The sequence below is a fragment of the Streptococcus sp. 3.1 genome (assembly GCF_016648915.1).
GTDB lineage: Bacteria > Bacillota > Bacilli > Lactobacillales > Streptococcaceae > Streptococcus > Streptococcus salivarius_E.
On the sequence record NZ_JACLQV010000011.1, the window covers coordinates 1 to 23,878 of the forward strand.

General features: G+C 40.1%; 22 protein-coding genes. 16 read left to right on the plus strand and 6 right to left on the minus strand.

Annotation, left to right across the window (positions count from 1 at the left end; all coding sequences use genetic code 11):
- Positions 1-203: 203 nt before the first annotated feature.
- From cps2T to radC, 6 genes are read left to right on the plus strand one after another with little or no spacing between them, the layout of a single operon-like run.
- Positions 204-1,352, plus strand: a complete 1,149-nt coding sequence (gene cps2T, locus H7U02_RS07310; RefSeq protein WP_060971825.1) for a beta 1-4 rhamnosyltransferase Cps2T — start codon at positions 204-206, stop codon at positions 1,350-1,352.
- On the plus strand, positions 1,349-2,287 hold the full coding sequence (locus H7U02_RS07315) for a glycosyltransferase family 2 protein (RefSeq protein ID WP_049554132.1): 939 nt from the start codon (positions 1,349-1,351) through the stop codon (positions 2,285-2,287). The genes cps2T and H7U02_RS07315 overlap by 4 nt, the downstream gene beginning before the upstream one ends.
- On the plus strand, positions 2,288-3,094 hold the full coding sequence (locus H7U02_RS07320) for an ABC transporter permease (RefSeq protein ID WP_049554133.1): 807 nt from the start codon (positions 2,288-2,290) through the stop codon (positions 3,092-3,094).
- Entirely contained in the window at positions 3,094-4,296 is a 1,203-nt protein-coding gene (locus H7U02_RS07325) for a polysaccharide ABC transporter ATP-binding protein (protein WP_002886829.1), read from the plus strand. The genes H7U02_RS07320 and H7U02_RS07325 overlap by 1 nt, the downstream gene beginning before the upstream one ends.
- Positions 4,297-5,940 (plus strand): rhamnan synthesis F family protein, encoded by a 1,644-nt coding sequence (locus H7U02_RS07330; protein WP_201043068.1) that lies wholly within the window; start codon positions 4,297-4,299, stop codon positions 5,938-5,940.
- Between the two features lie 44 nt (positions 5,941-5,984).
- Complete coding sequence (radC, locus tag H7U02_RS07335; protein WP_201043070.1) at positions 5,985-6,671, plus strand: RadC family protein; 687 nt, start codon at positions 5,985-5,987, stop codon at positions 6,669-6,671.
- Between the two features lie 56 nt (positions 6,672-6,727).
- On the opposite strand, the gene H7U02_RS07340 is transcribed toward radC, so the two are convergent.
- The 6 genes from H7U02_RS07340 to H7U02_RS07365 all read right to left on the minus strand — a co-directional run bounded on the left by H7U02_RS07340 (position 6,728) and on the right by H7U02_RS07365 (position 11,503).
- Entirely contained in the window at positions 6,728-7,423 is a 696-nt protein-coding gene (locus tag H7U02_RS07340) for a gamma-glutamyl-gamma-aminobutyrate hydrolase family protein (RefSeq protein WP_201043072.1), read from the minus strand.
- Positions 7,416-8,075 (minus strand): redox-sensing transcriptional repressor Rex, encoded by a 660-nt coding sequence (locus H7U02_RS07345; RefSeq protein WP_002884205.1) that lies wholly within the window; start codon positions 8,073-8,075, stop codon positions 7,416-7,418. Before H7U02_RS07345 ends, H7U02_RS07340 begins: the two co-directional genes overlap by 8 nt.
- Positions 8,076-8,217: 142 nt before the next feature.
- Positions 8,218-8,565 carry a DUF1831 domain-containing protein gene (locus tag H7U02_RS07350; RefSeq protein WP_002884733.1) on the minus strand — a complete coding sequence of 116 codons (348 nt, stop codon included), beginning with the start codon at positions 8,563-8,565 and terminating at the stop codon, positions 8,218-8,220.
- A 1-nt stretch (position 8,566) separates the two neighbouring features.
- Entirely contained in the window at positions 8,567-9,679 is a 1,113-nt protein-coding gene (locus H7U02_RS07355) for a cysteine desulfurase family protein (RefSeq protein ID WP_201043074.1), read from the minus strand.
- A 3-nt stretch (positions 9,680-9,682) separates the two neighbouring features.
- Entirely contained in the window at positions 9,683-10,654 is a 972-nt protein-coding gene (locus tag H7U02_RS07360; RefSeq protein ID WP_002886837.1) for a ribose-phosphate diphosphokinase, read from the minus strand.
- Between the two features lie 273 nt (positions 10,655-10,927).
- Positions 10,928-11,503, minus strand: coding sequence for a CYTH domain-containing protein (locus tag H7U02_RS07365; protein ID WP_002886838.1), 576 nt, complete (start codon positions 11,501-11,503; stop codon positions 10,928-10,930).
- Between the two features lie 95 nt (positions 11,504-11,598).
- On the opposite strand from H7U02_RS07365, the gene H7U02_RS07370 reads away from it, so the two are divergent.
- The 10 genes from H7U02_RS07370 (at position 11,599) to H7U02_RS07415 (ending at position 23,828) form a co-directional block, all read left to right on the plus strand.
- Entirely contained in the window at positions 11,599-12,273 is a 675-nt protein-coding gene (locus H7U02_RS07370; protein ID WP_014634828.1) for a GTP pyrophosphokinase family protein, read from the plus strand.
- On the plus strand, positions 12,245-13,081 hold the full coding sequence (locus H7U02_RS07375) for an NAD kinase (protein ID WP_002884507.1): 837 nt from the start codon (positions 12,245-12,247) through the stop codon (positions 13,079-13,081). Before H7U02_RS07370 ends, H7U02_RS07375 begins: the two co-directional genes overlap by 29 nt.
- On the plus strand, positions 13,078-13,974 hold the full coding sequence (locus H7U02_RS07380; protein WP_060971830.1) for an RluA family pseudouridine synthase: 897 nt from the start codon (positions 13,078-13,080) through the stop codon (positions 13,972-13,974). Before H7U02_RS07375 ends, H7U02_RS07380 begins: the two co-directional genes overlap by 4 nt.
- A 15-nt stretch (positions 13,975-13,989) precedes the next feature.
- A complete protein-coding gene (gene pta, locus H7U02_RS07385) occupies positions 13,990-14,973 on the plus strand; it encodes a phosphate acetyltransferase (RefSeq protein WP_060971831.1) in 984 nt (327 codons plus the stop codon).
- A gap of 236 nt (positions 14,974-15,209) precedes the next feature.
- Complete coding sequence (locus H7U02_RS07390) at positions 15,210-17,180, plus strand: peptide ABC transporter substrate-binding protein (RefSeq protein ID WP_060971832.1); 1,971 nt, start codon at positions 15,210-15,212, stop codon at positions 17,178-17,180.
- Between the two features lie 180 nt (positions 17,181-17,360).
- Entirely contained in the window at positions 17,361-19,331 is a 1,971-nt protein-coding gene (locus H7U02_RS07395; protein ID WP_060971833.1) for a peptide ABC transporter substrate-binding protein, read from the plus strand.
- Positions 19,332-19,391: 60 nt separating this feature from the next.
- The gene (locus H7U02_RS07400) at positions 19,392-20,885 is read left to right on the plus strand and encodes an ABC transporter permease (protein ID WP_060971834.1); all 1,494 of its coding nucleotides are present in this window, start codon (positions 19,392-19,394) and stop codon (positions 20,883-20,885) included.
- Positions 20,885-21,811, plus strand: coding sequence for an oligopeptide ABC transporter permease OppC (oppC, locus tag H7U02_RS07405; protein WP_022496729.1), 927 nt, complete (start codon positions 20,885-20,887; stop codon positions 21,809-21,811). The genes H7U02_RS07400 and oppC overlap by 1 nt, the downstream gene beginning before the upstream one ends.
- Before the next feature lie 9 nt (positions 21,812-21,820).
- Entirely contained in the window at positions 21,821-22,906 is a 1,086-nt protein-coding gene (locus H7U02_RS07410) for an ABC transporter ATP-binding protein (protein ID WP_013990226.1), read from the plus strand.
- A complete protein-coding gene (locus H7U02_RS07415; RefSeq protein ID WP_064519003.1) occupies positions 22,899-23,828 on the plus strand; it encodes an ATP-binding cassette domain-containing protein in 930 nt (309 codons plus the stop codon). The genes H7U02_RS07410 and H7U02_RS07415 overlap by 8 nt, the downstream gene beginning before the upstream one ends.
- The last annotated feature ends 50 nt before the right edge of the window (positions 23,829-23,878 follow it).

Below are 23,878 nucleotides of genomic sequence, written 5' to 3' on the forward strand. Positions count from 1 at the left end.
ATCTTCATAAGTCAATTTCATAATAAAAACACCCCAAAAGTTAGATTTTTTCTGTCTAACTTTTGGGGTGCAGTTCATTTTCGAAGGGCCTTTTTGCTTTACTCTTTCTGTCCAATCATGCAAAATACCTTCCAAAATGGTATAATAAAAGCTACTATGTATAATTCTGTGTATTTGAGAGATGTGACGAATGGAGGTAAACTTTGAAGGATATTTTTATCATAGGTAGTAGAGGTTTGCCTGCTCAATATGGTGGTTTCGAGACATTTGTTGAAAAATTGATTTCTCATAAGGTATCACCTGCTATACGTTATCACGTGGCTTGCTTATCTGACGAAAGTACTGGCAACCATTTTGACTATAAGGGTGCGGATTGTTTTACGGTCAATCCTCCAAAGCTAGGTCCTGCGCGTGTCATAGCTTACGATATGATGGCTATCAATTATAGCTTGAAACTTATTAAAAAAGAGGGAATTCAATCCCCAATTTTCTATATTTTAGGAAACACCATTGGTGCCTTCATTGTTCATTTTGCCAAGAAAATTCAGTCCGTTGGTGGGATTTTGCTAGTCAATCCTGACGGTTTGGAATGGAAACGTGCTAAGTGGTCTAAACCTGTTCAAAGCTATCTCAAATACTCTGAAAAAGAGATGACAAAGTATGCGAACTTAATTATTTCTGATAACCGAGGTATTGAGACCTATATTCAAAATACCTATCCGTGGGCTAGCACGACTTTCATTGCTTATGGAACTGATTTATCTAAGACGACTTTGACTACTGAGGATGACCCTGTTCGAGATTGGTATCAGAAATGGCAGACTCAAGAAAAAGATTACTATTTGATATTGGGTCGATTTGTTCCTGAAAACAATTACGAAACTGCGATTCGTGAATTTATGAAGTCCTCTACAGAGCGTGATCTTGTTATTATCTGTAATCATGAAGGAAATGCTTACTTTGATGAACTACGACAGATTACAGGATTTGATAAAGATAAACGTGTGAAGTTTGTGGGTACTGTCTATGATCAGGATTTGCTTAAGTATATTCGCAACCAAGCCTTTGCTTATATTCATGGACACGAAGTAGGTGGAACGAATCCGGGCTTATTAGAGGCCTTGGCTCAAACGGACCTCAACCTTATCTATAATGTAGACTTTAACCATCAGGTTGCTCAAGAGACTGCCTTGTATTGGAATAAAGAGGATGGGAATTTGTCTCAGCTTATCGATTCTGTAGATGGTCAAGTGTCATTTGAGGACTTGGGAAATGCTGCTAAAGCAAATATGAAAGAAAATTACACCTGGGAAAAAATCGTGGGTGAATACGAGGAGCTATTTTTATCATGAAAGTAACTATTCTCATGTCTACTTATAATGGCGAGAATTTTTTAGCAGAGCAAATAGAGAGTATTCAGCAACAGACTTATACGGATTGGACCTTGTTAATTCGTGATGATGGATCTAAAGATAAAACGAGAGAGATTATCAAACGTTTCGCTTTACAAGATGATCGCATTACTTTTATCAATCCTGATCAAACTGAAAATTTAGGTGTAATAAAGAGTTTCTTTACGCTTTTGAAGTATCAAGAATCTGACTACTATCTTTTCTCGGACCAGGATGATACTTGGTTACCTGAGAAGCTATCTCTTCAGCTTGAGGAAGCGAGTAGATACCCATCTGATAAACCACTTTTGGTATACACGGATTTAAAGGTTGTGAACCAAGATTTAGAGGTGCTTCATGAGAGTATGATTCGTACTCAATCTGACCATGCTAATACTAAGTTGGTTCAAGAAATGACAGAAAACACCGTTACTGGAGGTGTGTCGCTAATTAATCATGCTCTAGCCGAATTATGGACTGGCGAGGAACCTAATGAGCTTCTGATGCATGACTGGTATTTAGGTTTGCTTGCTTCAGCATTTGGTCATCTGGTCTATATTGATCAGCCAACAGAGCTTTACCGTCAGCACGCAGATAATGTTTTAGGTGCTAGAACTCTTCGGAAACGTATGCAGAATTGGATTCGACCTCAGACTTTATTTAATAAATACTGGAAGTTGATCAAGGCTAGTCAGAGTCAGGCAGAAAACCTTCTTTCTTTGCCACTGGATACTAAAAGTAGGGAGTTGGTTGAAAACTTTGTGACTATTATGGATCAAGGGTTAAGAGAGCGTTATCATCGTTTGAAAACATATGGTTATCGTAAAAACAGGGCTTTTCATACCTTTGTATTTACGAGTTTGATTTTGACAAAATTCATGTATAAGGAGGACTAAATGAATTTCTTTAGTCAGAAAAATAGGATTTTACTTAAGGAACTGATTAAAACGGATTTTAAATTGCGTTATCAAGGTTCTTTCATTGGTTATCTTTGGTCTATTTTGAAACCTTTGATGATGTTTACAATTATGTACCTTGTCTTTGTTCGTTTCTTGAGATTTGATGATGGGACACCACACTATGCAGTAGGCTTGCTTTTGGCTATGATCTTTTGGGGCTTCTTTACAGAGGCTACCAATATGGGGATGCTTTCCATTGTTTCACGAGGGGATCTCTTACGTAAGCTTAACTTTCCAAAGCAAACAATCGTTATCTCATCTGTGCTAGGAGCAGCGATTAATTTCTTGATTAACCTAGTGGTTGTTTTCGTATTTGCCTTGATTAACCATGTTCCGATTGGTTTCAATACTTTGGTTATCATTCCTCTCTTTATTGAGGTGCTATTGATGGCAATGGGAGTTGCTTTTATTCTATCAGCACTCTTTGTTAAATACCGTGATATTGGTCCAGTTTGGGAAGTAGTACTTCAAGCTGGTATGTATGCGAGCCCAATTATCTATTCCATCACTTACCTTCTTCAAAGAAATCAAGAGTTTGTTGCAAAGATTATGATGCTTAATCCGATTGCCCAGATTTTACAGGATATGCGTCATTTTATCATTGACCCAGTTAACCCAAGAGGATGGGATATTATTAACAATAAGTTGATTGCTTTTGTTCCTTATGCGATTCCTGTAGTGATTTTTATCATTGGTTTCCTTGTCTTTAATCGAAATGCGAAACGATTTGCGGAGATTCTATAATGTCAAATAATATTGCTGTAAAAGTAGATCATGTAAGTAAGTATTTTAAATTACCAACTGAGGCGAGTCAGAGTTTGAGAACGACTCTAGTCAATCGCTTTAAAGGAATTAAAGGGTATACTGAACAACATGTCTTAAAAGATATTTCATTTGAAGTTGAAAAGGGTGATTTCTATGGAATTGTTGGACGTAATGGTTCTGGTAAATCAACACTTCTAAAAATTATTTCTGAGATTTATGTCCCAGAAAAAGGTAAGGTTACCATTGATGGTAAGCTGGTATCTTTCATTGAGCTTGGGGTTGGGTTTAATCCGGAATTAACTGGTCGTGAGAATGTCTATATGAATGGTGCCATGCTTGGTTTTTCAACAGAAGAAGTAGATGCCATGTATGATGACATTGTAGACTTTGCTGAACTTCATGATTTCATGAATCAAAAGTTGAAGAACTACTCAAGTGGTATGCAGGTTCGTCTAGCCTTTTCAGTTGCTATCAAGGCTCAAGGTGATATTCTTATCTTGGATGAAGTCTTAGCCGTAGGTGACGAGGCCTTCCAACGTAAGTGTAATGACTATTTCATGGAACGTAAGCAATCTGGAAAGACAACTATCTTAGTTACCCATGACATGTCAGCAGTTAAAAAATACTGTAATAAAGCAGTTTTAATTGAACATGGTTTAGTCAAAGTTGTAGGTGATCCAGACGAAGTTGCTAACCAATATAGTTTTGATAATGCTGCTGGTCAAAAGGTTTCAAACGACGACGTTGTTGTTGAAAATCCTAAAATCACTGATTTACAAGTAAAACTCTTGAATGACAATATTATCAGTCCTGACCAAGATATTTCATTTGAGATTTCATATGATGTCAATGAGGATATTGAGACCTATATTGCCTTTTCATTGACAGATATTGACCGTGGTATCTGGATTTATAATGACAATTCCATGGACAATAAAACGAGTGGTTCTGGAAGAAAAACACTCACATATAAATGTAGTCTTGCCCATCTTAATAACATTAAGCTTAAGCTTCAGGTTTCTGTTCGAGATAAGGAGGATCAGATGATTGCTTTTGCTGATTCAGATAACTCACCAGTTATTCTCTTGAATCGAACTGATATTGAAGATGATGATAAGTCTGCTAAAGATTCTGCAACTGGTATGGTTCAGAGAAATGGAAAATGGGAGATTCAAGAATAAATGAAACGTCTCTTATTGTATGTTCATTATAATAAGTACGACGAATTAAGTGGTCATGTGCTCTACCAATTGGAGCAACTTCGACCACTTTTTTCTAAACTTATTGTGATTTCAAATAGTCAACTAACGGAATCGGCAACATTAACTCTCAAAGAGCTTGGCATAGATGAAGTTATCCAGAGAGAGAATCTGGGCTTTGATTTTGCAGCTTGGAGAGATGGTATGGCTCATATTGGATTCGAACATTTAACAGACTTCGATTCGGTTACACTCATGAATGATACTTGCTTTGGTCCTATATGGGATATATCTGACCTAGTTGAAAGTTTTGAACAACGCCAGAATGTTGATTTTTGGGGGATGACGAATTTTAGAAAGACCAAATATTTCGATGAGCATCTGCAAAGTTATTTTATATCTTTCAAAAAACATGTTGTCGATTCAGAAACCTTTCAACAATTTTGGACTTCTATAAAGACTTTTACCGATGTTCAAGATGTTATTGATAATTATGAAACTAGGGTTACTAGTGTTCTTACTGAGGCGGGGTATCGTTATGATGCTGTCTTTAATACTATTGATGCAGAGGCAGAAGACTTAATTCACCCTGATTTTTCTTACTATAGACCGATAAGTACACTTGAACATAAGGTACCGTTCATTAAACTAAAAGCATTTACTGACAATGAAAAAAAGGGAAGACTACTTTTAGACTATATTACTAAGCTATCGGCATATCCAGTAGCACTAATTAAGTCCCATCTTAACAGCTACCATTCGCCAGATAGCTTAGTCATTTTAGATGAAAAAATCATCGAACCCTTATTTCATTCGGTAAGTGGGAAAGGCTATCATTCGGCTATCCATGTACATATTAGTGACCTTGAGAGACTAAAAGTTTTCTCTGATAAAAAGTTATCTGCCTTTTATTATTTCACTTTATCAAGCCATTTGGATAAAAATATCGTTGAGAACACCTTATTAAATAGCTTTGATAAAGATAGATTTCAGCTAGTCTCTCAAAGATTTGATAATCATTACCATGCCTTAGTATCCTTGGCATCTCAGCTTAGCGAGTATGACTTTGTTGGGCATTTTCACACAGAAGACTTTGGAAATGAGGGCAAACTTGTTGATGAAGCTACAAGACTTGCTTTAGTGGATATGTTATTAGATGAAGAGAAAGTGGCATCAATCTTTGACCATTTTCCAGAGGTTGGTCTGGTTTTTGCTGATTTATCAAAAGAACTCTATTGGACAGATGCAATTGGTGCCTTAAATCAAGAACAAACTGTTAAACTAACTGACGAATGTCAAAAAGTAATCAATCATTCGCTTCATATTTTTCAAGGTTCTATGTGGTTATCAAAAGATTTTCTAGAAAAAATTATTCTTAAGTATAAGCAAGCTTTCTATGACTTTGATGAGGATACCCTTTCTTATCTTTTCTATCGAAAAGCCTGGGATCTAGGAATTGATTATCGCATTATTTCTTCTGAAAAAATATCTTTTGCAGAACGTTATAAGCTCCATCTTATTGAAATGTCGCAGGTAGCAGAACCACTGACATTAAAGAAAAAATTTTCAGCATATCGAAAAGCCTTGTTAAAGAAATTAGGTTTAAAAGAATCTTCAGCTGTTTAACTTCCCCTCCCACTTACGAATAGGTAAGTAGGAGGTTTTTTCTTATGTATAGTATTGTAGCTGAGGAGTCGGGGCTTTTGCCTCGTGAACGACTCTTACAGAAGGGAGCAGAGGTGTTGTCTGACCAAGAGCTGTTGGCGATAGTACTGCGGACGGGGACTAAGTCTGAGTCGGTTCTATCTATGGCCAATCGTATTTTGAAAGGGATGACGAGTTTGGCGGATTTGTCTCGTTTGTCCTTGAATGAGCTTCAGGAGATTTCTGGTATTGGGCGTGTGAAATCCATTGAGCTCAAGGCTATGGTGGAGTTGGCTAAGCGGATTGAGAAGGCTGAGTTGGCTCGTTCCGAGCAGATTATGTCCAGTCAGCAGGTGGCCCGTCGTATGATGTTGGATATTGGGGACAAGCCTCAGGAGCATCTGGTGGCTATCTATTTGGATACGCAGAATCGTATTATTCAGCAAAAGACGGTTTTTATTGGTGGGGTCCGTCGTTCGATTGCTGAGCCACGTGAGATTTTACATTATGCCTGTCATCTGATGGCAACTTCCTTGATTGTGGTTCACAATCATCCTTCGGGGGAAGCCTATCCTAGTCGTAATGATATTGATTTTACTCAAAAGATTAAGCGGTCCTGTGATGATTTAGGGATTTGTCTGCTTGATCATCTGATTGTTGGCAAATCGACCTATTATTCCTTTCGTGAGGAGAGGGAGGATTTTGAGCTTTAGATTGAGCCGATGGAATAAAGACAAGAAAAAGCAACTGAGTGCAGTCTCAGTTGCTTTTAAAGTTCGTTAACGACGTATTCAAAGAGTTTGAGGTCTTCTTCACGTTTGTCTAGGAGAAGCTCTGGGTGCCACTGTACACCAAGAAAGCGAAGGTCTGGACTATTTGACTCAACAGCTTCGACTGTGTTGTCCTCAGGATCACGCGCAATGACACGAAGGTCAGAGGCCAAGTGTTTGATACTTTGATGGTGGAAGGAGTTGATAGAGGTTCCACATCCGTAGATTTCTGCCAACTTGCTGTTCTCATCAACAATCATCTCATGGTAGAGGTAATCAGACGGCTTGTCCTGCCAGTGATGCTCAATATCTTGATGGAGGCTACCACCTAGTGCGACATTCATGAGTTGGGTTCCACGACAGATTGAAAAGATGGGTTTCTTCTGCTTAGTGGCTTCCTCGATGAGTGCCATTTCAAAGATATCCCGTTCGAGGAAGAAGTCATCTTCACTGGCATGGTTCTCTTCGTTGTAGAATTTAGGGTCAACGTTTTGCCCACCGATCAGGATAAGCTTATCAATCATGGAGATGTAGTTCTTGGCTTCCGAAGGATCGGATACTGGTAGTAGGATTGCTAGGCCACCGGCTCTTTGAACTCCTTCTACAAAGCCAGATGGGGCATAGGACCAGTTGATGTCTTCATGGGCTGGATTAGGCCTTACATTGGCAGTGATTCCGATAATTGGTTTAGTCATTGTTTCTCCTTGATTTTTCTTCTTCTTTCATGAAATAGAGTAGGGTTTGTAGTTCGCTAGTCAAGTCTACGTATTGGACTACCACATGGCGTGGAAGATTGAGGTTGACCGGAGAGAAACAGAGAATGCCTTCAATTCCGGCATCAACCAAAAGATCAGCCACCTCCTGGGCCTTAACTGATGGCACTGTCAGGATGGCTGTTTTGATATCTTCTTGGGCAATCTTGTCCTTAATTTGGGAAATCCCATAGATAGGAATCTTGTCCTCGGTTTGAGTTCCAACCAATTCGTTATCGTCTGTATCAAAAGCCATGACCAGCTGCATGCGGTTACGCTCTTGAAAACGGTAGTGGAGGAGGGCACGCCCAACATTCCCAACACCTACGAGGAGTACCTTGGTAGTCGCATTGTCATTTAGGAGTTCAGCGAAAAATGTCATCAGCTTGTTTACGTCATAACCAAAACCACGGCGACCTAGCTCACCAAAATAGGAGAAGTCACGACGAACAGTAGCAGGGTCAATCCCAATCGCTTCAGCAATTTGTTTAGAGCTTGCTTTATCGATATTTTCACGATGGAATCGTTTGAAAATACGATAGTAGAGAGAGAGACGTTTGGCAGTGGCGTTTGGGATGTTTTTCTCAAATGTCATTGATCGCTTTCCTTTCTTTAATTAGTATGATTCTCCTATATTTTAAGAAAAGTTTGTGAAGATTGCAACAAAATAGTGTAGATGAGGCGATATAAAAAACCTATCACATGGATAGGCTATTTCTATGTATTAAGAAAGAAGTTTAGACTTCTTCTTGCTCGAAAACGTTACGATCAACCAAACTCTGCATCAAGAAGTAGAATTTTTCTTGCAAGATGTGGTGATCTTCATTTTTAAAGATATTAACGTTACGAAGGCCAGATTTGTCTGTGATAGACAATTTGAAGCCGGTCAAGTCTTTGTTAATAGTGATTTTGAGTGGGAAACCTTCGCCTGAGTTAGGCACTTTTTCGAGAAGGCGGTGCAACTCGTAGTTTCCGATTTTATTTTGCACAAAAGTCGTATCACGTAGAGTGAATTTTTTGACATTAGGACTGATGGTGTAACGGTACTTACAGTCAGTCAAATGAATGCTTTTTTCAAATGCCATGTTAGTCTCCTATGATTTGATTAAGTTTTTCTGCTAGGGCCTGGAGTTCTTCAGCGGTATTTTCCTCTGATAAACTAATGCGAATGGCTGTTTTTAGCTTGTCAGAATCCTTGCCATAGAGGGCCTGGATGACATGGCTAGGGTCAACAGTTCCAGCAGTACAAGCAGAACCTGTTGAGACAGCAAAGCCTGCTAGGTCTAACAAGGTTAAGAGAGGCCCATTTTCCTTACCAGTAAAGCTAATATTGATAACGTGAGGTAGGCTAGGTCCTCCACCATTGATTTCATAAGGAATGGTAAGGGAATCTAGAAAGGCCTGACGAATCTTTTCAACATGCTGGTAATTGTCTTGGTAGTGGTCGCTAGCTTGTTTGTAAGCTGCGGTCATACCTGCAATCCCGACCAGGTTTTCAGTACTGGCACGGCGTTTTTCTTCTTGCTCACCACCGTGAAGTAGGTTGTCAAAATGCAAATCGTTATGGTAGAGCAAGCCGACACCTTTAGGTCCGTGGAATTTATGGGCACTAATAGAGAGAAAATCGGCTCCAAGTTCCTCTGGGTGAATAGGAAGCTTTCCTGCTACCTGAACGGCATCGACGTGAAAGGCAGCTTGGTGATTGGCAAGCAAGTCACCAATTTCCTTAATAGGAAGTAATTGGCCAGTCTCATTATTGGCATACATAACAGAAACTAGAATGGTATCGTCACGTAAGGCATCAGCGATTTGTTGGGCAGTAATGACTTGATTTTTTGGTTGAATATAGGTTACTTCAAAACCAAAACGCTCTTCCAAGTAGGCCATGGTGTGAAGGACAGAGTGGTGTTCAATAGCAGTTGTAATCAGGTGCTTACCTTTAGATTGATTGGCTAGGGCGTAACCTTTGATAGCTGTATTGTTTCCTTCAGTCCCACCAGAAGTGAAAATAAGCTTACGAGCAGGGACTTCAAAGTATTTGGCCATTTCTTCACGGGCTTCACGAAGTTCCTTAGAAGCCTGTCGACCGTAAGCATGGAGGCTGGATGGATTTCCAAAGGTTTCAGTCATGACATGTGTCATAGCTGAAATAGCAGCAGTATTTAAAGGAGTTGTTGCTGCATTGTCCAAATAAACCATAGCTTAGTCCTCGTTTGCAGTGTAAGCAAAGAGTGGGCTAAGTGGTTGACGTTCGAAAATACGAGTAGTAGCGTTAGCGATTAGCTTACTTGCTGAAATGTATTTAACGTTTGTAGGAACTTTTTCTTTAGTTGCAACTGAATCTGTCACCAAGATTTCTTTAATTGGGGCAGCGTTGAGGACTTCTGCAGCACCTCCTGCAAAGAGACCGTGACTAGCTACTGCATAGATGTCTTTAACGCCACCACGTTCAAGGATTTTAGCAGCTTCAGCAAACGTTTTACCAGTATTAAGGATATCATCAACCAAGATTGCTGTTTTTCCTTCAACCTCACCGATGATGTAGCCTTCTTCACGTTCTGAATCATCTTGGGCGTAGTCAATGATAGCGATTGGTGCATCAAGGTAGTCCGCCAAGCTACGAGCACGTTTAACACCCGAGTTTTTAGGGCTAACAACGACAACATCACTTCCTGTGAATCCTTTTTTGTTGTAGTATTCAGCAAACAAAGGCATTGTGAAGAGGTTATCTACTGGGATATCGAAGAATCCTTGAACTTGGACAGCGTGAAGGTCAAGCGTCAAGAGACGATTGACACCAGCTTTAACTAGCATATTGGCAATCAATTTAGCAGTGATTGGTTCACGTGACGCAGCGATACGGTCTTGACGTGCATAACCAAAGTAAGGCATAACAACGTTGACAGAGTTAGCACTGGCACGTTTGCAGGCATCAATCATGATGAGCAATTCCCAAAGGTGGTCGTTAACAGGGTTGCTAGTAGATTGGATGATATAGATATCGTCCCCACGAACAGACTCTTCAATGTTGATCATGATTTCACCGTCAGAAAATTGACGTGAAGATACTTTACCAAGTGGCAATCCAGTAGCCTCAGCAATTTTTTCAGCAATTTCTGGGTTTGAGCTGAGCGAGAACAATTTCAATTGTGGGTTTGCTTTTTGATGTACCATGACGATGGTGACTCCTTTAAAAAAATAAGATGCTAAGCCCAGTTAGGGCTATTGTAATAAAACTACAGATAGTTCTATTTTAGCAAAAAGAAGCAGAAATTTCAGCCTTCAAAGTGTGATATTAGTGAAAAATACCGAACCTTTGTTAGATAAAATTCCTTTGTATGCGTTTTTAGAGAAATCTATTATCCTCTGAAGTTCTAAATACTTGTGGTATTTGAAGCTGCATGTGTTTAAAATAAAAAAACAAGGAGCCAACTCCTTGTCTAAATTTTAGTCTTTGTCTCGTTTGAGGGTAGCTACAAAGCGTGCAACCTTACTCTTGGCGTACTTAAAGTCAATGTTATTTTCTTTAAGAAAGGCATCAAAGTCGTCTTTACCTTTCTCAGCATCCGAAACTTCTAGTTCAAGCTCGTAATCTTTCTTATCAGCATAGACATTGACATCAAGAGCCATGAGGCCGATGTTGGTCTGGTACTCGCGACGAGTTGTGGTCAAATGTCCGAGGATGGTTAGGTCCTCTAGTTTAACCCCACGTTCTAAAAGAATGGATTTGATTTGACAATCAGGAAAGTCCAGCGACTTAGTCAAAGCCTTAGCATCCGCACAATCCATGGTAACGTTGTACTCCATGTTCCCGACTTTTTCAGGGATTTTCAAGGTCAGCTCACCATGAGTGGGAAGTGTCCTAATACGCAAAGACAACTTTTTATTTCTCATGTCACTCTGAGGAGTGTCGATGTAGTAGTTTGTTTGCGTAACAGGTGTCACATGGGAGAAAAGCATCGCTAAACGATTGTACTCGTCTTTGGTGAGTAGAGTCTTGTACTCTATCTCTAAATGGTTCATGTGTGTCCTCCCTTGTGCTTTCAAATGTGGTATAATATAACAGATTGTATTTATTTTATAAAAAACTAAAGCTTTTGACAAGGAGGAGTCCTATCTTGACCATGGATTGGGAAGAATTTCTAGACCCCTATATTCAGGCCGTAGGTGAGCTCAAAATCAAGCTCCGAGGCATTCGTAAACAATTTCGTAAGCAAAATCGTCACTCGCCCATTGAGTTTGTGACGGGACGTGTGAAGTCAGTGGCTTCCATTGAAGAGAAGATCGCCCTTCGTGGCCTTTCGATTGAAAATTTGGCTCAAGATATGCAGGATATCGCTGGTCTCCGAGTCATGGTCCAATTTGTCGATGATGTGGATGAGGTTTTGGCTTTGCTTCGTCATCGTAGTGATATGACTATTGTTTCAGAGCGAGACTATATCAGAAACCGTAAAAATTCGGGTTATCGCTCTTATCATGTTATTATCTCTTATCCCGTTGACACCATTGATGGTCGTAAGGAGATTCTTGCAGAGATTCAGATTAGGACTTTGGCCATGAACTTTTGGGCCACCATTGAACATTCCCTTAATTACAAGTATCAGGGGAATTTTCCTGAGGAGATTAAACTTCGCTTGGAAACTACGGCCCGCATGGCTTATGAGCTTGACGAAGAAATGCGGAAGATACGTGATGATATTAGAGAAGCCCAGTTGCTTTTTGATCCAATTAATAGAACTTTGAAGGATAGTGTAGGAAATAGTGATGACACAGATGAAGACCTCTTCGGATGAGATGAAGGTAGCTATTATTGCCAATGGCAAACCCCAAAGTAGGCGTGTTGCCTCGAAACTTTTTAATGCCTTTCGAGATGATCCTGATTTTTATTTGACCAAGAAAAACCCAGATGTGGTCATCTCAATTGGTGGTGATGGCATGTTGCTATCGGCCTTTCATATGTATGAAAAAGAGCTTGCGCGTGTGCGTTTTGTAGGGATTCACACGGGTCATCTAGGCTTTTATACGGATTATTTGGATAGTGAAGTGGATCAATTAATCGAGACGCTTCGAAAAGATAGTGGTGCAAAGATTTCTTACCCTCTTTTGAATGTCAAATTGACCCTGGCTGATGGTCGTTCTTTTACGTCGATTGCCCTCAATGAAGCAGCCATCAAGCGTAATGAGAAAACCATGGCAGCAGATGTTTGCCTTAATGATGTCTTGTTTGAGAGCTTCCGTGGTGACGGGCTGTCGGTGTCAACGCCTACAGGATCAACGGCCTACAATAAATCCTTGGGTGGTGCGGTCCTTCATCCCACCATTGAAGCCTTGCAACTGACTGAGATTGCCAGTCTTAATAATCGTGTTTATCGTACCCTAGGAAGTCCCCTTATTGTACCTAAGCATGAGAAGATTACGGTTTATCCTACCCGAATGGGAAGCTACACTCTATCCGTTGATAATAAAACCTATACCAACCGTAATGTGAAAAAGGTAGAATTCTCAATTGACCAACGTAAGATTTCCTTTGTGGCTAGTGCCAGCCATACAAGTTTCTGGGAACGTGTACGTGATTCCTTTATTGGAGACATGGAAGAATGAGATATGAGTTTACAGTAGGGCGTTCTTGTCGGGTTAAGACCTTTTTGAAGGAGCACGATATTTCTAAAGGGCTACTGGCCAAGATTAAGTTTGAGGGCGGTCATATTTGGGTCAATGGTGAGGAGCAGTTTGCGACTTATCCTGTCCATGAAGGAGATGTGGTTGCCATTGAAATCCCTGATGAGGCACCGCACGAGACCTTGAAACCTATCCCTTTTGACTTGGATATTGTCTATGAGGATGATAACTTCTTGGTGATCAATAAACCTTATGGCTATGCCAGTATTCCAAGTGTTAACCATGATAATACCATGGCTAATTTCGTTAAACATCACTTCGTTAGCAACAATTATCCTAACCAGCGTGTGCATATTGTGACACGTCTGGATAAGGACACGTCTGGTCTCATGCTGTTTGCTAAGCATGGTTATGCCCACGCGCGTATGGATAAACAGTTGCAGCAGAAGTCTATTAAGAAGCATTACTATGCCTTGGTTGAAGGTGATACAAAACTTGAGGAGCAGGGTGAAATCATTGCACCGATTGCGCGTGATGTAGATTCTATTATTACACGTCGGGTTCATAAATCGGGGAAATATGCCCACACTAGCTATCGCTTGGTAGCTGATTATGGTAGGGTTAAACTGGTTGATATCAATCTTCATACCGGACGTACGCACCAGATTCGTGTGCACTTTGCCCACCTAGGTTTGCCTCTTTTGGGAGACGACCTTTATGGCGGGTCCCTAGACTATGGTATTAAGCGTCAAGCCTTGCATTGTCACCGTCTTGCATTTGTTGATCCTTTCACCAAAAAAGAGATGGTCCATGCATCTTCCTTGACAGATGATTTTGAAATCGTTATCATGAATTTACAAACTAAAAAAGATTGATTGAGGAATTTTTTTATGCGTAGTCTATTTGGTGAACTTCGTGAACATATTTTAGGGAAAGGTGTTAAGATTGTTTTCCCTGAGGGTAACGACGACCGTGTGGTTCGTGCAGCAGCCCGTTTGAAATTTGAAGGATTGGTTGATCCTATTATTTTGGGAGACCCAGCAGAGGTTCACAAAATCTTGAACGATCTTGGTTTTGCAGACTTTAACTATACAATTGTTAATCCTGAAACCTATGAAGATTTCGAGGAAATGAAGGAAAAATTTGTTGAAATCCGTAAAGGGAAAGCGACAATGGAAGATGCGGAAAAGTTGCTTCATGATGTCAACTATTTCGGTGTTATGCTAGTTAAACTTGGTCTTGCTGATGGGATGGTTTCAGGTGCTATTCACTCAACAGCGGATACGGTACGTCCGGCCCTTCAAATTATCAAAACAAAACCTGGTATTTCTCGTACATCAGGTGTCTTCCTTATGAACCGTGAAAATACCGATCATCGCTTGATGTTTGCTGACTGTGCTATCAATATTGAACCAAATGCTCAAGAGTTGGCAGAAATTGCAATTAATACTGCTGAAACAGCTCAAGTTTTTGGTATTGATCCTAAAGTGGCCATGCTTAGCTTCTCAACAAAAGGTTCTGCTAAATCGCCAAAAGTTGACAGGGTTGTTCAAGCAACAAATATTGCTAAAGAAATGCGTCCTGACTTGGCTATTGATGGGGAGTTGCAGTTCGATGCAGCATTTGTTCCAGCAACAGCAGCTATTAAGGCTCCAGATAGTGACGTAGCAGGACATGCTAATGTCTTTGTCTTCCCTGGCTTGCAAGCAGGTAACATTGGATATAAGATTGCCCAACGTTTGGGAATGTTCGAAGCTATCGGACCAATCTTACAAGGTCTTAATAAACCTGTTAACGACCTTTCTCGTGGGGCTAGTGCTGAAGATATTTACAATTTGGCGATTATTACAGCTGCTCAAGCTCTTAATAGCTAATTTTAACTTAGAAACAGAGGTTTAACCAAGGTGTTAGGCCTTTTTGTTTTATGCATGACTGGTGATTAAAAATAAATCGATTAAAGTAGCTAGAAATCCAGAAAACACAAGGGACTGCTGAATTTTTCGTATTTCATCAGGTGCAATAATTGTGCAAAATAGTCTGATAATGACTCCTTTTCTTGATTATTTATGCTATAATGAAAGAGTAAAATTTTATTTTTTGGAGAAATCTTATGAAAAAAAGCAAATGGTTAGCCCTTGCGGGTGTGGCACTCCTCAGTGTAGGTGCCTTAGCGGCTTGTTCTTCTAAGTCAAGTACTAGTGGAACGACTTATGGTTATGTTTATAATTCAGATCCAGAATCATTGGATTACATCACTTCAAATACAGGACCTACTAAGACAGCTGTGACAAACGGTGTAGATGGTCTTATGGAAGCAGATAAATATGGAAATCTTGTCCCTTCAGTAGCTGAAGATTGGTCTGTCTCTCAAGATGGTCTGACTTATACTTATAAAATCCGTAAGGGTGTTAAATGGTACACTTCAGATGGTGAAGAGTATGCTGATGTGACTGCTAAGGACTTTGTGACTGGTCTTAAGCATGCGGCTGATTCCAAAGCTGGAGCCCTCTATTTGGTACAAGATTCTATTGCAGGCTTGTCTGACTACCTCTCTGGTGCCAATAAAGATTTCTCAAATGTAGGTGTCAAAGCAATCGACGATCACACATTGCAATATACCCTTAAAAAACCAGAACCATACTGGAATTCTAAGACAACCTATGGTTTGCTCTTCCCGGTTAACGAAGACTTTCTTAAGAATAAAGGAAAAGATTTTGGTAAGTCAACAGACCCAACCTCTATCCTTTATAACGGTCCTTTCCTTCTTAAATCTTTGACAGCTAAATCATCTATCGAGTTGACTAAGAATGAGAATTATTGGGATAAGAAGAACGTGCATTTCGACGCTATCAAATTGTCATATTATGATGGTTCTGACCAGGAGGCTCAAGAGCGTAGCTTCTCAGATGGTGCTCTCAGCATTGCACGTGTCTTCCCTATGAGCTCTAACTATGCGTCAGTAGAAAAGAAATATAAAGATAATATTTATTACACAGCACCAGGTGCGTCTACAGCAGCTATTGGTGTGAATATTGATCGTCAAAGCTATAAATTCTCAGCTAAGAAGACAGATGCTGAAAAGACATCAACTAAGAAGGCTCTTCTAAACAAAGACTTCCGTCAATCAATCAACTTCGCTATTGATCGTACAGCTTATCAATCTCAAGTAAATGGTAAAGATGGGGCAGCTCTTGCTCTACGTAACCTCTTTGTTCCTTCTGATTTTGTCAGTGCAGGTGATAAGACCTTCGGTGACCTTGTGACAGACAAGATGAGCACTTACGGTGATGAATGGTCTGGTGTCAATTTTGCGGATGGTCAAGATGGTCTCTACAATGCGGAAAAAGCTAAGACTGAGTTTGCCAAAGCCAAAGAAGCTCTTCAAGGTGAAGGTGTTCAATTCCCAATTCACTTGGACCTTCCAGTTGATCAAAGTTCTAAACTTAATGTTGCTCAAGCTCAATCATTGAAACAAACGATTGAAAAATCATTGGGCAGTGAAAATGTCGTTATCGATATCAACCAGTTGTCATCTGATGATATGCAAAATGCAACCCTTAATGCGGCAAATGCGGCAGCAGAAGACTGGGATATTTCAAACGGTGTGGTTTGGGGTCCAGACTATCAAGATCCATCAACTTACCTTGATATCTTTAAGACAACTTCAAGTGAAAATACCAAGACTTTCATGGGTTATGATGATCCAAACAATGCGGCCGCAGCTCAAGTAGGTCTTAAAGATTATGATGCCTTGCTTGATTCAGCAGCTTCAGAAACAACAGACCTCAACGCTCGTTACGATCGCTATGCCCAAGCTCAAGCATGGTTGGAAGATAGCTCGCTTGTCATTCCATTGACTGTTGGTAACGGTGCAGCACCAGTTATTTCACGCTTGACACCATTTACGGGTGCTAGCATGCAAGTGGGTGATAAGAACTCATCAGACTACTTCAAATATGTGAAACCACAAGAAAAAGTAGTTACTAAGAAAGAATATGAACAAAGTCGTGAAAAATGGCTTAAAGAAAAGAAAGCATCTAACGAAAAAGCTCAAAAAGATCTTGAGAAACACGTTAAATAATATTCTTGAGAAAAAGGCAGTTAGCCTTTTTCTTTTGTCCAAAAAGGGCTAATCCATAGTGTTCGTAAGGGGTAAAATTGTGAGAAAGTCAGTATAAGACAAAATATTCTGAAAATTGTACTCATCTTATTTTTTATGGTATAATGTAGGCATATAAAAAAGATTTTTTGGAGAATGCTTATGAAAAAAAGTAAATGGTTGGCCCTTGCGGGTGTTTCCCTTCTAAGTGTTGGGGTTTTAGTGGCTTGCTCATCAAAATCAAACACTTCAAGCAATACTTATAACTATATTTATACTGCTGATCCTGAGACATTGGATTACCTTATTTCCAATAAAGGTTCAACGACTGACGCTGTGACAAATGGTGTCGATGGCCTTTTGGAAAACGATAAATATGGTAACTTGGTACCTTCTATTGCCAAGGACTGGACTGTTTCAGCTGATGGTTTGACTTATACTTACAAACTTCGTAAAGGAGTTAAATGGTATACTTCAGACGGTGAAGAGTATGCAGAAGTAACAGCTAAAGACTTCGTAACAGGTCTTAAGCATGCTGCTGATAAAAAGACAGAGTCAATTTACTTGGCAAAAGATTCTGTAGTAGGTCTTGCTGATTATTTCAATGGTACTGATAAAGACTTCTCTAAAGTTGGCGTTAAAGCACTTGATGATTACACTCTTCAGTACACACTTAAACAACCAGAACCTTACTGGAATTCTAAGATGACTTATTCTCTCTTCTGGCCTGTAAATGAAGAGTTCCTTAAGTCAAAAGGGGATAGCTTTGGTAAATCAACAGATCCATCATCTATCCTTTATAATGGTCCATACATCCTTAAGTCGTTGACAGCTAAATCATCTATTGAGTTGGCTAAAAATGAAAACTACTGGGATAAGAAAAATGTCCACTTCGATGGCATTAAACTTTCTTTCTATGATGCATCAGACCAAGAATCGCTTGTTCGTAATTTCACTGATGGCGCTTATAGCCAAGCACGTCTATATCCAACAAGCTCAAACTTTAATTCAGTAGAAAAACAATATAAAGATAATATCTTCTATACACAACCATCTGCAGATATTGGTGGGGTTGGTGTTAATATTGACCGTCAGTCTTACAACCATACATCTAAGAAGACTGATGCTGAAAAAGATTCAACTAAGAAAGCTCTTCTTAACAAGGATTTCCGTCAATCAGTTAACTTTGCTATTGACCGTACAGCTTATTCAGCACAACTTAATGGTGAAAAAGGTGCAGCACTTGCTGTTCGTAACCTTCTTGTGAAACCTGATTTTGTTTATGCTGGTGACAAGTCATTCGGTGATTTGGTAACTGAAAAGATGCCTTCATATGGTGACGAGTGGTCAGGTGTTAACCTTAAAGACAGCCAAGATGGTCTCTTCAACGCTGATAAGGCTAAGACTGAATTTAATAAAGCTAAGGAAGCTCTCCAAGCACAAGGTGTTCAATTCCCAATTCACTTGGACCTTCCAGTTGACCAAGCTGCAAAACCAACTGTAGCACGTGCACAATCTTTGAAACAATCTGTTGAAAAGACACTCGGAAAAGAAAATGTGGTTGTAGACGTTCATCAAATGTCTCAAGATGATCTTCTTAACAGTACTTTGTATGCAGCTAACGCAGCAGCAGAAGACTGGGATATCAATATTTCAGTTGCTTGGGCACCTGACTACGAAGACCCATCAACATTCCTTGATATCTTCAAGACAACAGCTAGTGAGAACACAAAAACTTACATGGGATTCGACGATCCTAACAATGCAGCAGCAGCTCAAGTAGGTCTTAAAGACTTTGATGCTTTGGTTGATAATGCAGCTAAAGAAACAAGCGACCTCAACGTACGTTATGAACGTTATGCAGAGGCACAAGCTTGGTTGGAAGATAGCTCACTCTTCATGCCACTTATGGTTAACAAGGGTGCTGCTCCAATGGTAGCTCGTTTGACACCATTCTCAGGTGCTTACTCTCAAGTGGGACCTAAGGGTTCTGACAGATACTTTAAGTACCTTGAGCCTCAAAAAGATGTTGTCACTAAGAAAAACTATGATAAAGCCCGTGAAAGCTGGCTTAAAGAAAAGTCTAAGTCCAACGAAAAAGCTCAAAAAGACCTTGAGAAACACGTTAAATAAAAGGACGATGGAACTTTCTCATTAGATTGGGAAAGTTCTTTTGGAATTAAAGGAAGAGACATGAAAAAATACATTTTATTGAGAACCCTCCGTTCTCTATTGTCAATATTTGTCGTGACGGCCTTGACCTACACGATTATCTATACCATGGTGCCGAGGCGTCTGATTTTCAGACAGGACCCTAACTACAACAAGATTGCTAAGACAGCTGATTCTAAGGCTAACTATGAAAATACAATCTATGAACGTATGGGTTACATTGATTACTATGACACCAAGGAGTTGCAGGAGAAAGCTAGCTCCCTTGATAAGTCGGTAACCACTAAGCCAACAAAAGAAAATAAAGCTATTTACCAAAAATATGTGGATAGTTTAGGACATGGCTGGCGTTTGCATCAATTCAAGCAAAGTAAACAATTCTATGCAACACGTGATGTGCCAGTGCTTGAACGTGTGTTTGGCTTCTATACGCACCTCTTTGAATTTGACAATACTGGATGGGTTAAAGATAAAACAAATCCAAACTTGAAGCGTTACATCCGTATTGAAAATGATCCAGCTATCGGTTGGTCAGTTGTCGGTTCAGGAACTAAGCATAAATATTTGCTTTACTTTAACGGTCAGTTCCCATTTGTTCACCAAAACTTTGTGAAGATGAACCTTGGTACCTCTTATCCAACTTATGCTGAGCAAGGTGTTCTTGATGTTATTACGCAAGGCCAAGGGCAAACACAAAGCTCTGAGGTCAACTTCCCTACTGGTAAGAAGATATCTTCAGTAGATATCTACTCTCGTACTTATAAATCACCAAGTCAGGCTGATGCGAGAGATCGTTCTTACTATGGAAATGACCCATACACAGCTACCAAGAGTCGCTACCAATACCCATCAATGGTGACAAGTTCTGCTATTGCAGGTTTGATTGGTTTGGTCTTGTCTTATGCCTTGGCAATTCCATTGGGATCATACATGGCACGCTTTAAAAACACACTCTTTGATAGTGTGTCAACAGGTGTCTTGACTTTCTTGCTTTCACTACCAACCATCGCCTTGGTTTATATCATCCGTTTGATTGGTTCTGAGATTGGTCTTCCAGACTCCTTCCCTATCTTGGGTGCAGGTGACTGGCGTTCATACGTCTTGCCATCTGTTATTCTCGGTCTCTTGTCAACACCAGGTCTTGCTATTTGGATTCGTCGTTATATGATTGACTTGCAATCACAAGACTTCGTTCGTTTTGCACGTGCCAAAGGGTTGTCAGAACAAGAAATTTCGAATAAACACATTTTCAAAAATGCTATGGTTTCCTTGGTTTCAGGGATCCCAGCATCTATCGTTAGTGTTATCACAGGGGCAACCTTGACAGAAACAATCTTTGCCTACCCTGGTATGGGTAAAATGTTGATTGACTCTGTCCGTGCTTCAAATAACGCTATGGTTGTGGGTCTTGTATTTATTTTCACAGCCCTCACCATCTTCTCATTGCTTGTGGGTGATATCCTTATGACTATGATTGACCCACGTATCAAATTGACATCTAAAGGAGGTAAATAATGGCTTCAATTGATAAAAGTAAGTTCCAATTTGTAAAGCGCGATGATTTTGCCTCTGAAACAATTGATGCGCCGGCCTATTCATACTGGAAATCGGTGATGCGTCAGTTCTTCAAGAAAAAGTCAACAACTGTCATGTTGGGAATCTTGATTGCTATCATTTTGATGAGCTTTATCTACCCAATGTTTTCAAAATTTGACTTTAATGACGTGTCTAAGGTTAATGACTTTAGTGTACGTTATGTGCATCCAAATGCTCAATACTGGTTCGGTACGGACAGTAATGGTAAGTCTCTCTTTGACAGTGTTTGGTTTGGAGCTCGTAATTCTATCCTTATTGCTGTTATCGCTACCTTCATTAACGTTGTTATTGGTTTAGTCGTTGGTGCTGTTTGGGGGATTTCTAAGACCTTTGATATGATTATGATGGAAATCTACAACATCATCTCAAACATTCCTGCCCTCCTTGTCGTTATCGTCTTGACTTACTCATTGGGTGCAGGTTTCTGGAACATGATTTTTGCCATGACTGTCACAGGTTGGATTGGTATTGCTTATACTATCCGTATTCAAATCATGCGTTACCGTGATTTGGAGTACAACTTGGCTTCTCGTACTTTGGGAACACCAACTCCTAAGATTGTGGTTAAAAATATCATGCCACAACTTGTATCAGTTATCGTGACTATGGCTAGTCAGCTCTTGCCAGGATTTATCTCTTACGAAGCCTTCCTTTCTTACTTTGGTTTGGGGCTTCCTGTTACAACGCCTAGTCTTGGTCGTTTGATTTCAGACTATGCACAGAACGTTACAGTCAATGCTTATCTCTTCTGGATTCCATTGACTACCTTGATCCTCGTTTCCCTCTCTCTCTTTATTGTCGGTCAAAACTTGGCGGATGCCAGTGACCCACGTACGCATAGATAGGAGTCCAATATGACAGAAAATAAAAATGTAATATTATCGGCTCGCGATATCGTCGTGGAATTTGACGTTCGTGACCGTGTTTTGACAGCCATTCGAGGAGTTTCCCTTGATCTGGTTGAAGGTGAAGTTTTAGCCTTGGTTGGTGAGTCTGGTTCAGGTAAATCAGTTTTGACTAAGACTTTCACAGGGATGCTTGAAGAAAATGGTCGTGTAGCTAGCGGTTCTATTGATTATCGTGGCCAAGATTTGACCAAACTTAAGAGTCACCAAGATTGGGCACCTATTCGTGGAGCTAAGATCGCGACTATCTTCCAAGATCCTATGACCAGTCTTGACCCAATTAAGACTATCGGTAGCCAAATTGTTGAAGTCATTGTCAAACACCAAGGAAAATCAGCTAAAGAAGCTAAAAAAATGGCCATTGATTACATGGACAAGGTTGGTATTCCTGATGCTGAAAAACGTTTCAACGAATATCCTTTCCAATACTCTGGTGGGATGCGTCAACGTATCGTCATTGCCATTGCCTTGGCTTGTCGTCCTGATGTCCTTATCTGTGACGAGCCAACAACTGCCCTTGACGTAACCATTCAAGCTCAAATCATTGACCTCTTGAAATCACTTAAAGAAGAGTACGGTTTCTCAGTGATTTTCATTACCCATGACCTTGGTGTGGTAGCAAGTATCGCTGACAAGGTTGCTGTTATGTATGCTGGTGAAATCATCGAGTACGCAACTGTTGAGGAAATTTTCTATGAGCCTTGTCACCCATACACTTGGAGCTTGCTTTCAAGCTTGCCACAGTTGGCTGACGATAAGGGTGAGCTTTTCTCTATTCCAGGGACACCACCATCACTTTATACACCAGTTGTTGGAGATGCCTTTGCCTTGCGTTCAGACTATGCCATGCAAATTGACTTCGAGGAAAAAGCACCACAATTCCAAGTTTCAGATACTCACTGGGCTAAGACCTGGCTCTTACATGAGGATGCACCAAAAGTTGAAAAACCTGAGGTTATCCAAAATCTACATGAAAAAATCCGTACTAATATGGGATTTGCACATTTAGGAGATGAGGAGGAAGGCAATGCCTGAGAAGTTAGTTGAAGTAAAAGATGTGGAGATTTCCTTCGGTGAAGGAAGCAAGAAATTCGTTGCTGTCCACAATGCTAATTTTTTCATCAACAAGGGTGAAACCTTTTCCCTCGTTGGTGAGTCTGGTAGTGGTAAAACCACTATCGGGCGTGCCATTATTGGTCTAAATGATACAAGTAATGGTGAGATTATTTTTGACGGTAAGAAAATCAATGGACACTTATCTCACTCTGAGAAAAACGACCTTATCCGTCGTATTCAGATGATTTTCCAAGACCCTGCGGCTAGTTTGAATGAACGTGCAACGGTTGATTACATCTTGTCAGAAGGTTTGTATAACTTCCATCTCTATAAAGATGAGGAAGATCGTAAAGCCAAAATCAAGAAAATCATCAAAGAAGTGGGGCTTCTTGAGGAACACTTGACACGTTACCCTCACGAATTTTCTGGGGGACAACGTCAACGTATCGGGATTGCACGTTCCTTGGTTATGCAACCTGACTTGGTTATCGCTGATGAACCAATCTCAGCCCTTGACGTGTCAGTCCGTGCCCAAGTTTTGAACCTGCTTAAGAAATTCCAAAAAGAGTTGGGATTGACTTACCTCTTTATCGCTCACGACTTGTCAGTGGTCCGTTTCATTTCTGACCGTATCGCTGTTATTTACAAGGGGACAATCGTGGAAGTTGCTGAGACAGAAGAACTCTACAACAATCCTATCCACCCTTACACCAAGTCACTCTTGTCTGCTGTTCCTATTCCAGACCCAATCTTGGAACGTAAGAAAGTCTTGAAGGTTTATGATCCAAACCAACACGACTATTCTGTTGATAAACCAGAGATGGTTGAAGTACGTCCAGGACACTTCGTTTGGGGTAACAAGGCCGAGATTGAGACTTATCGTAAAGAACAAAGTAAATAAGTCTTTTCAATGCAAAAAAAAATCGTGTTCCAAAAGGAACACGGTTTTTC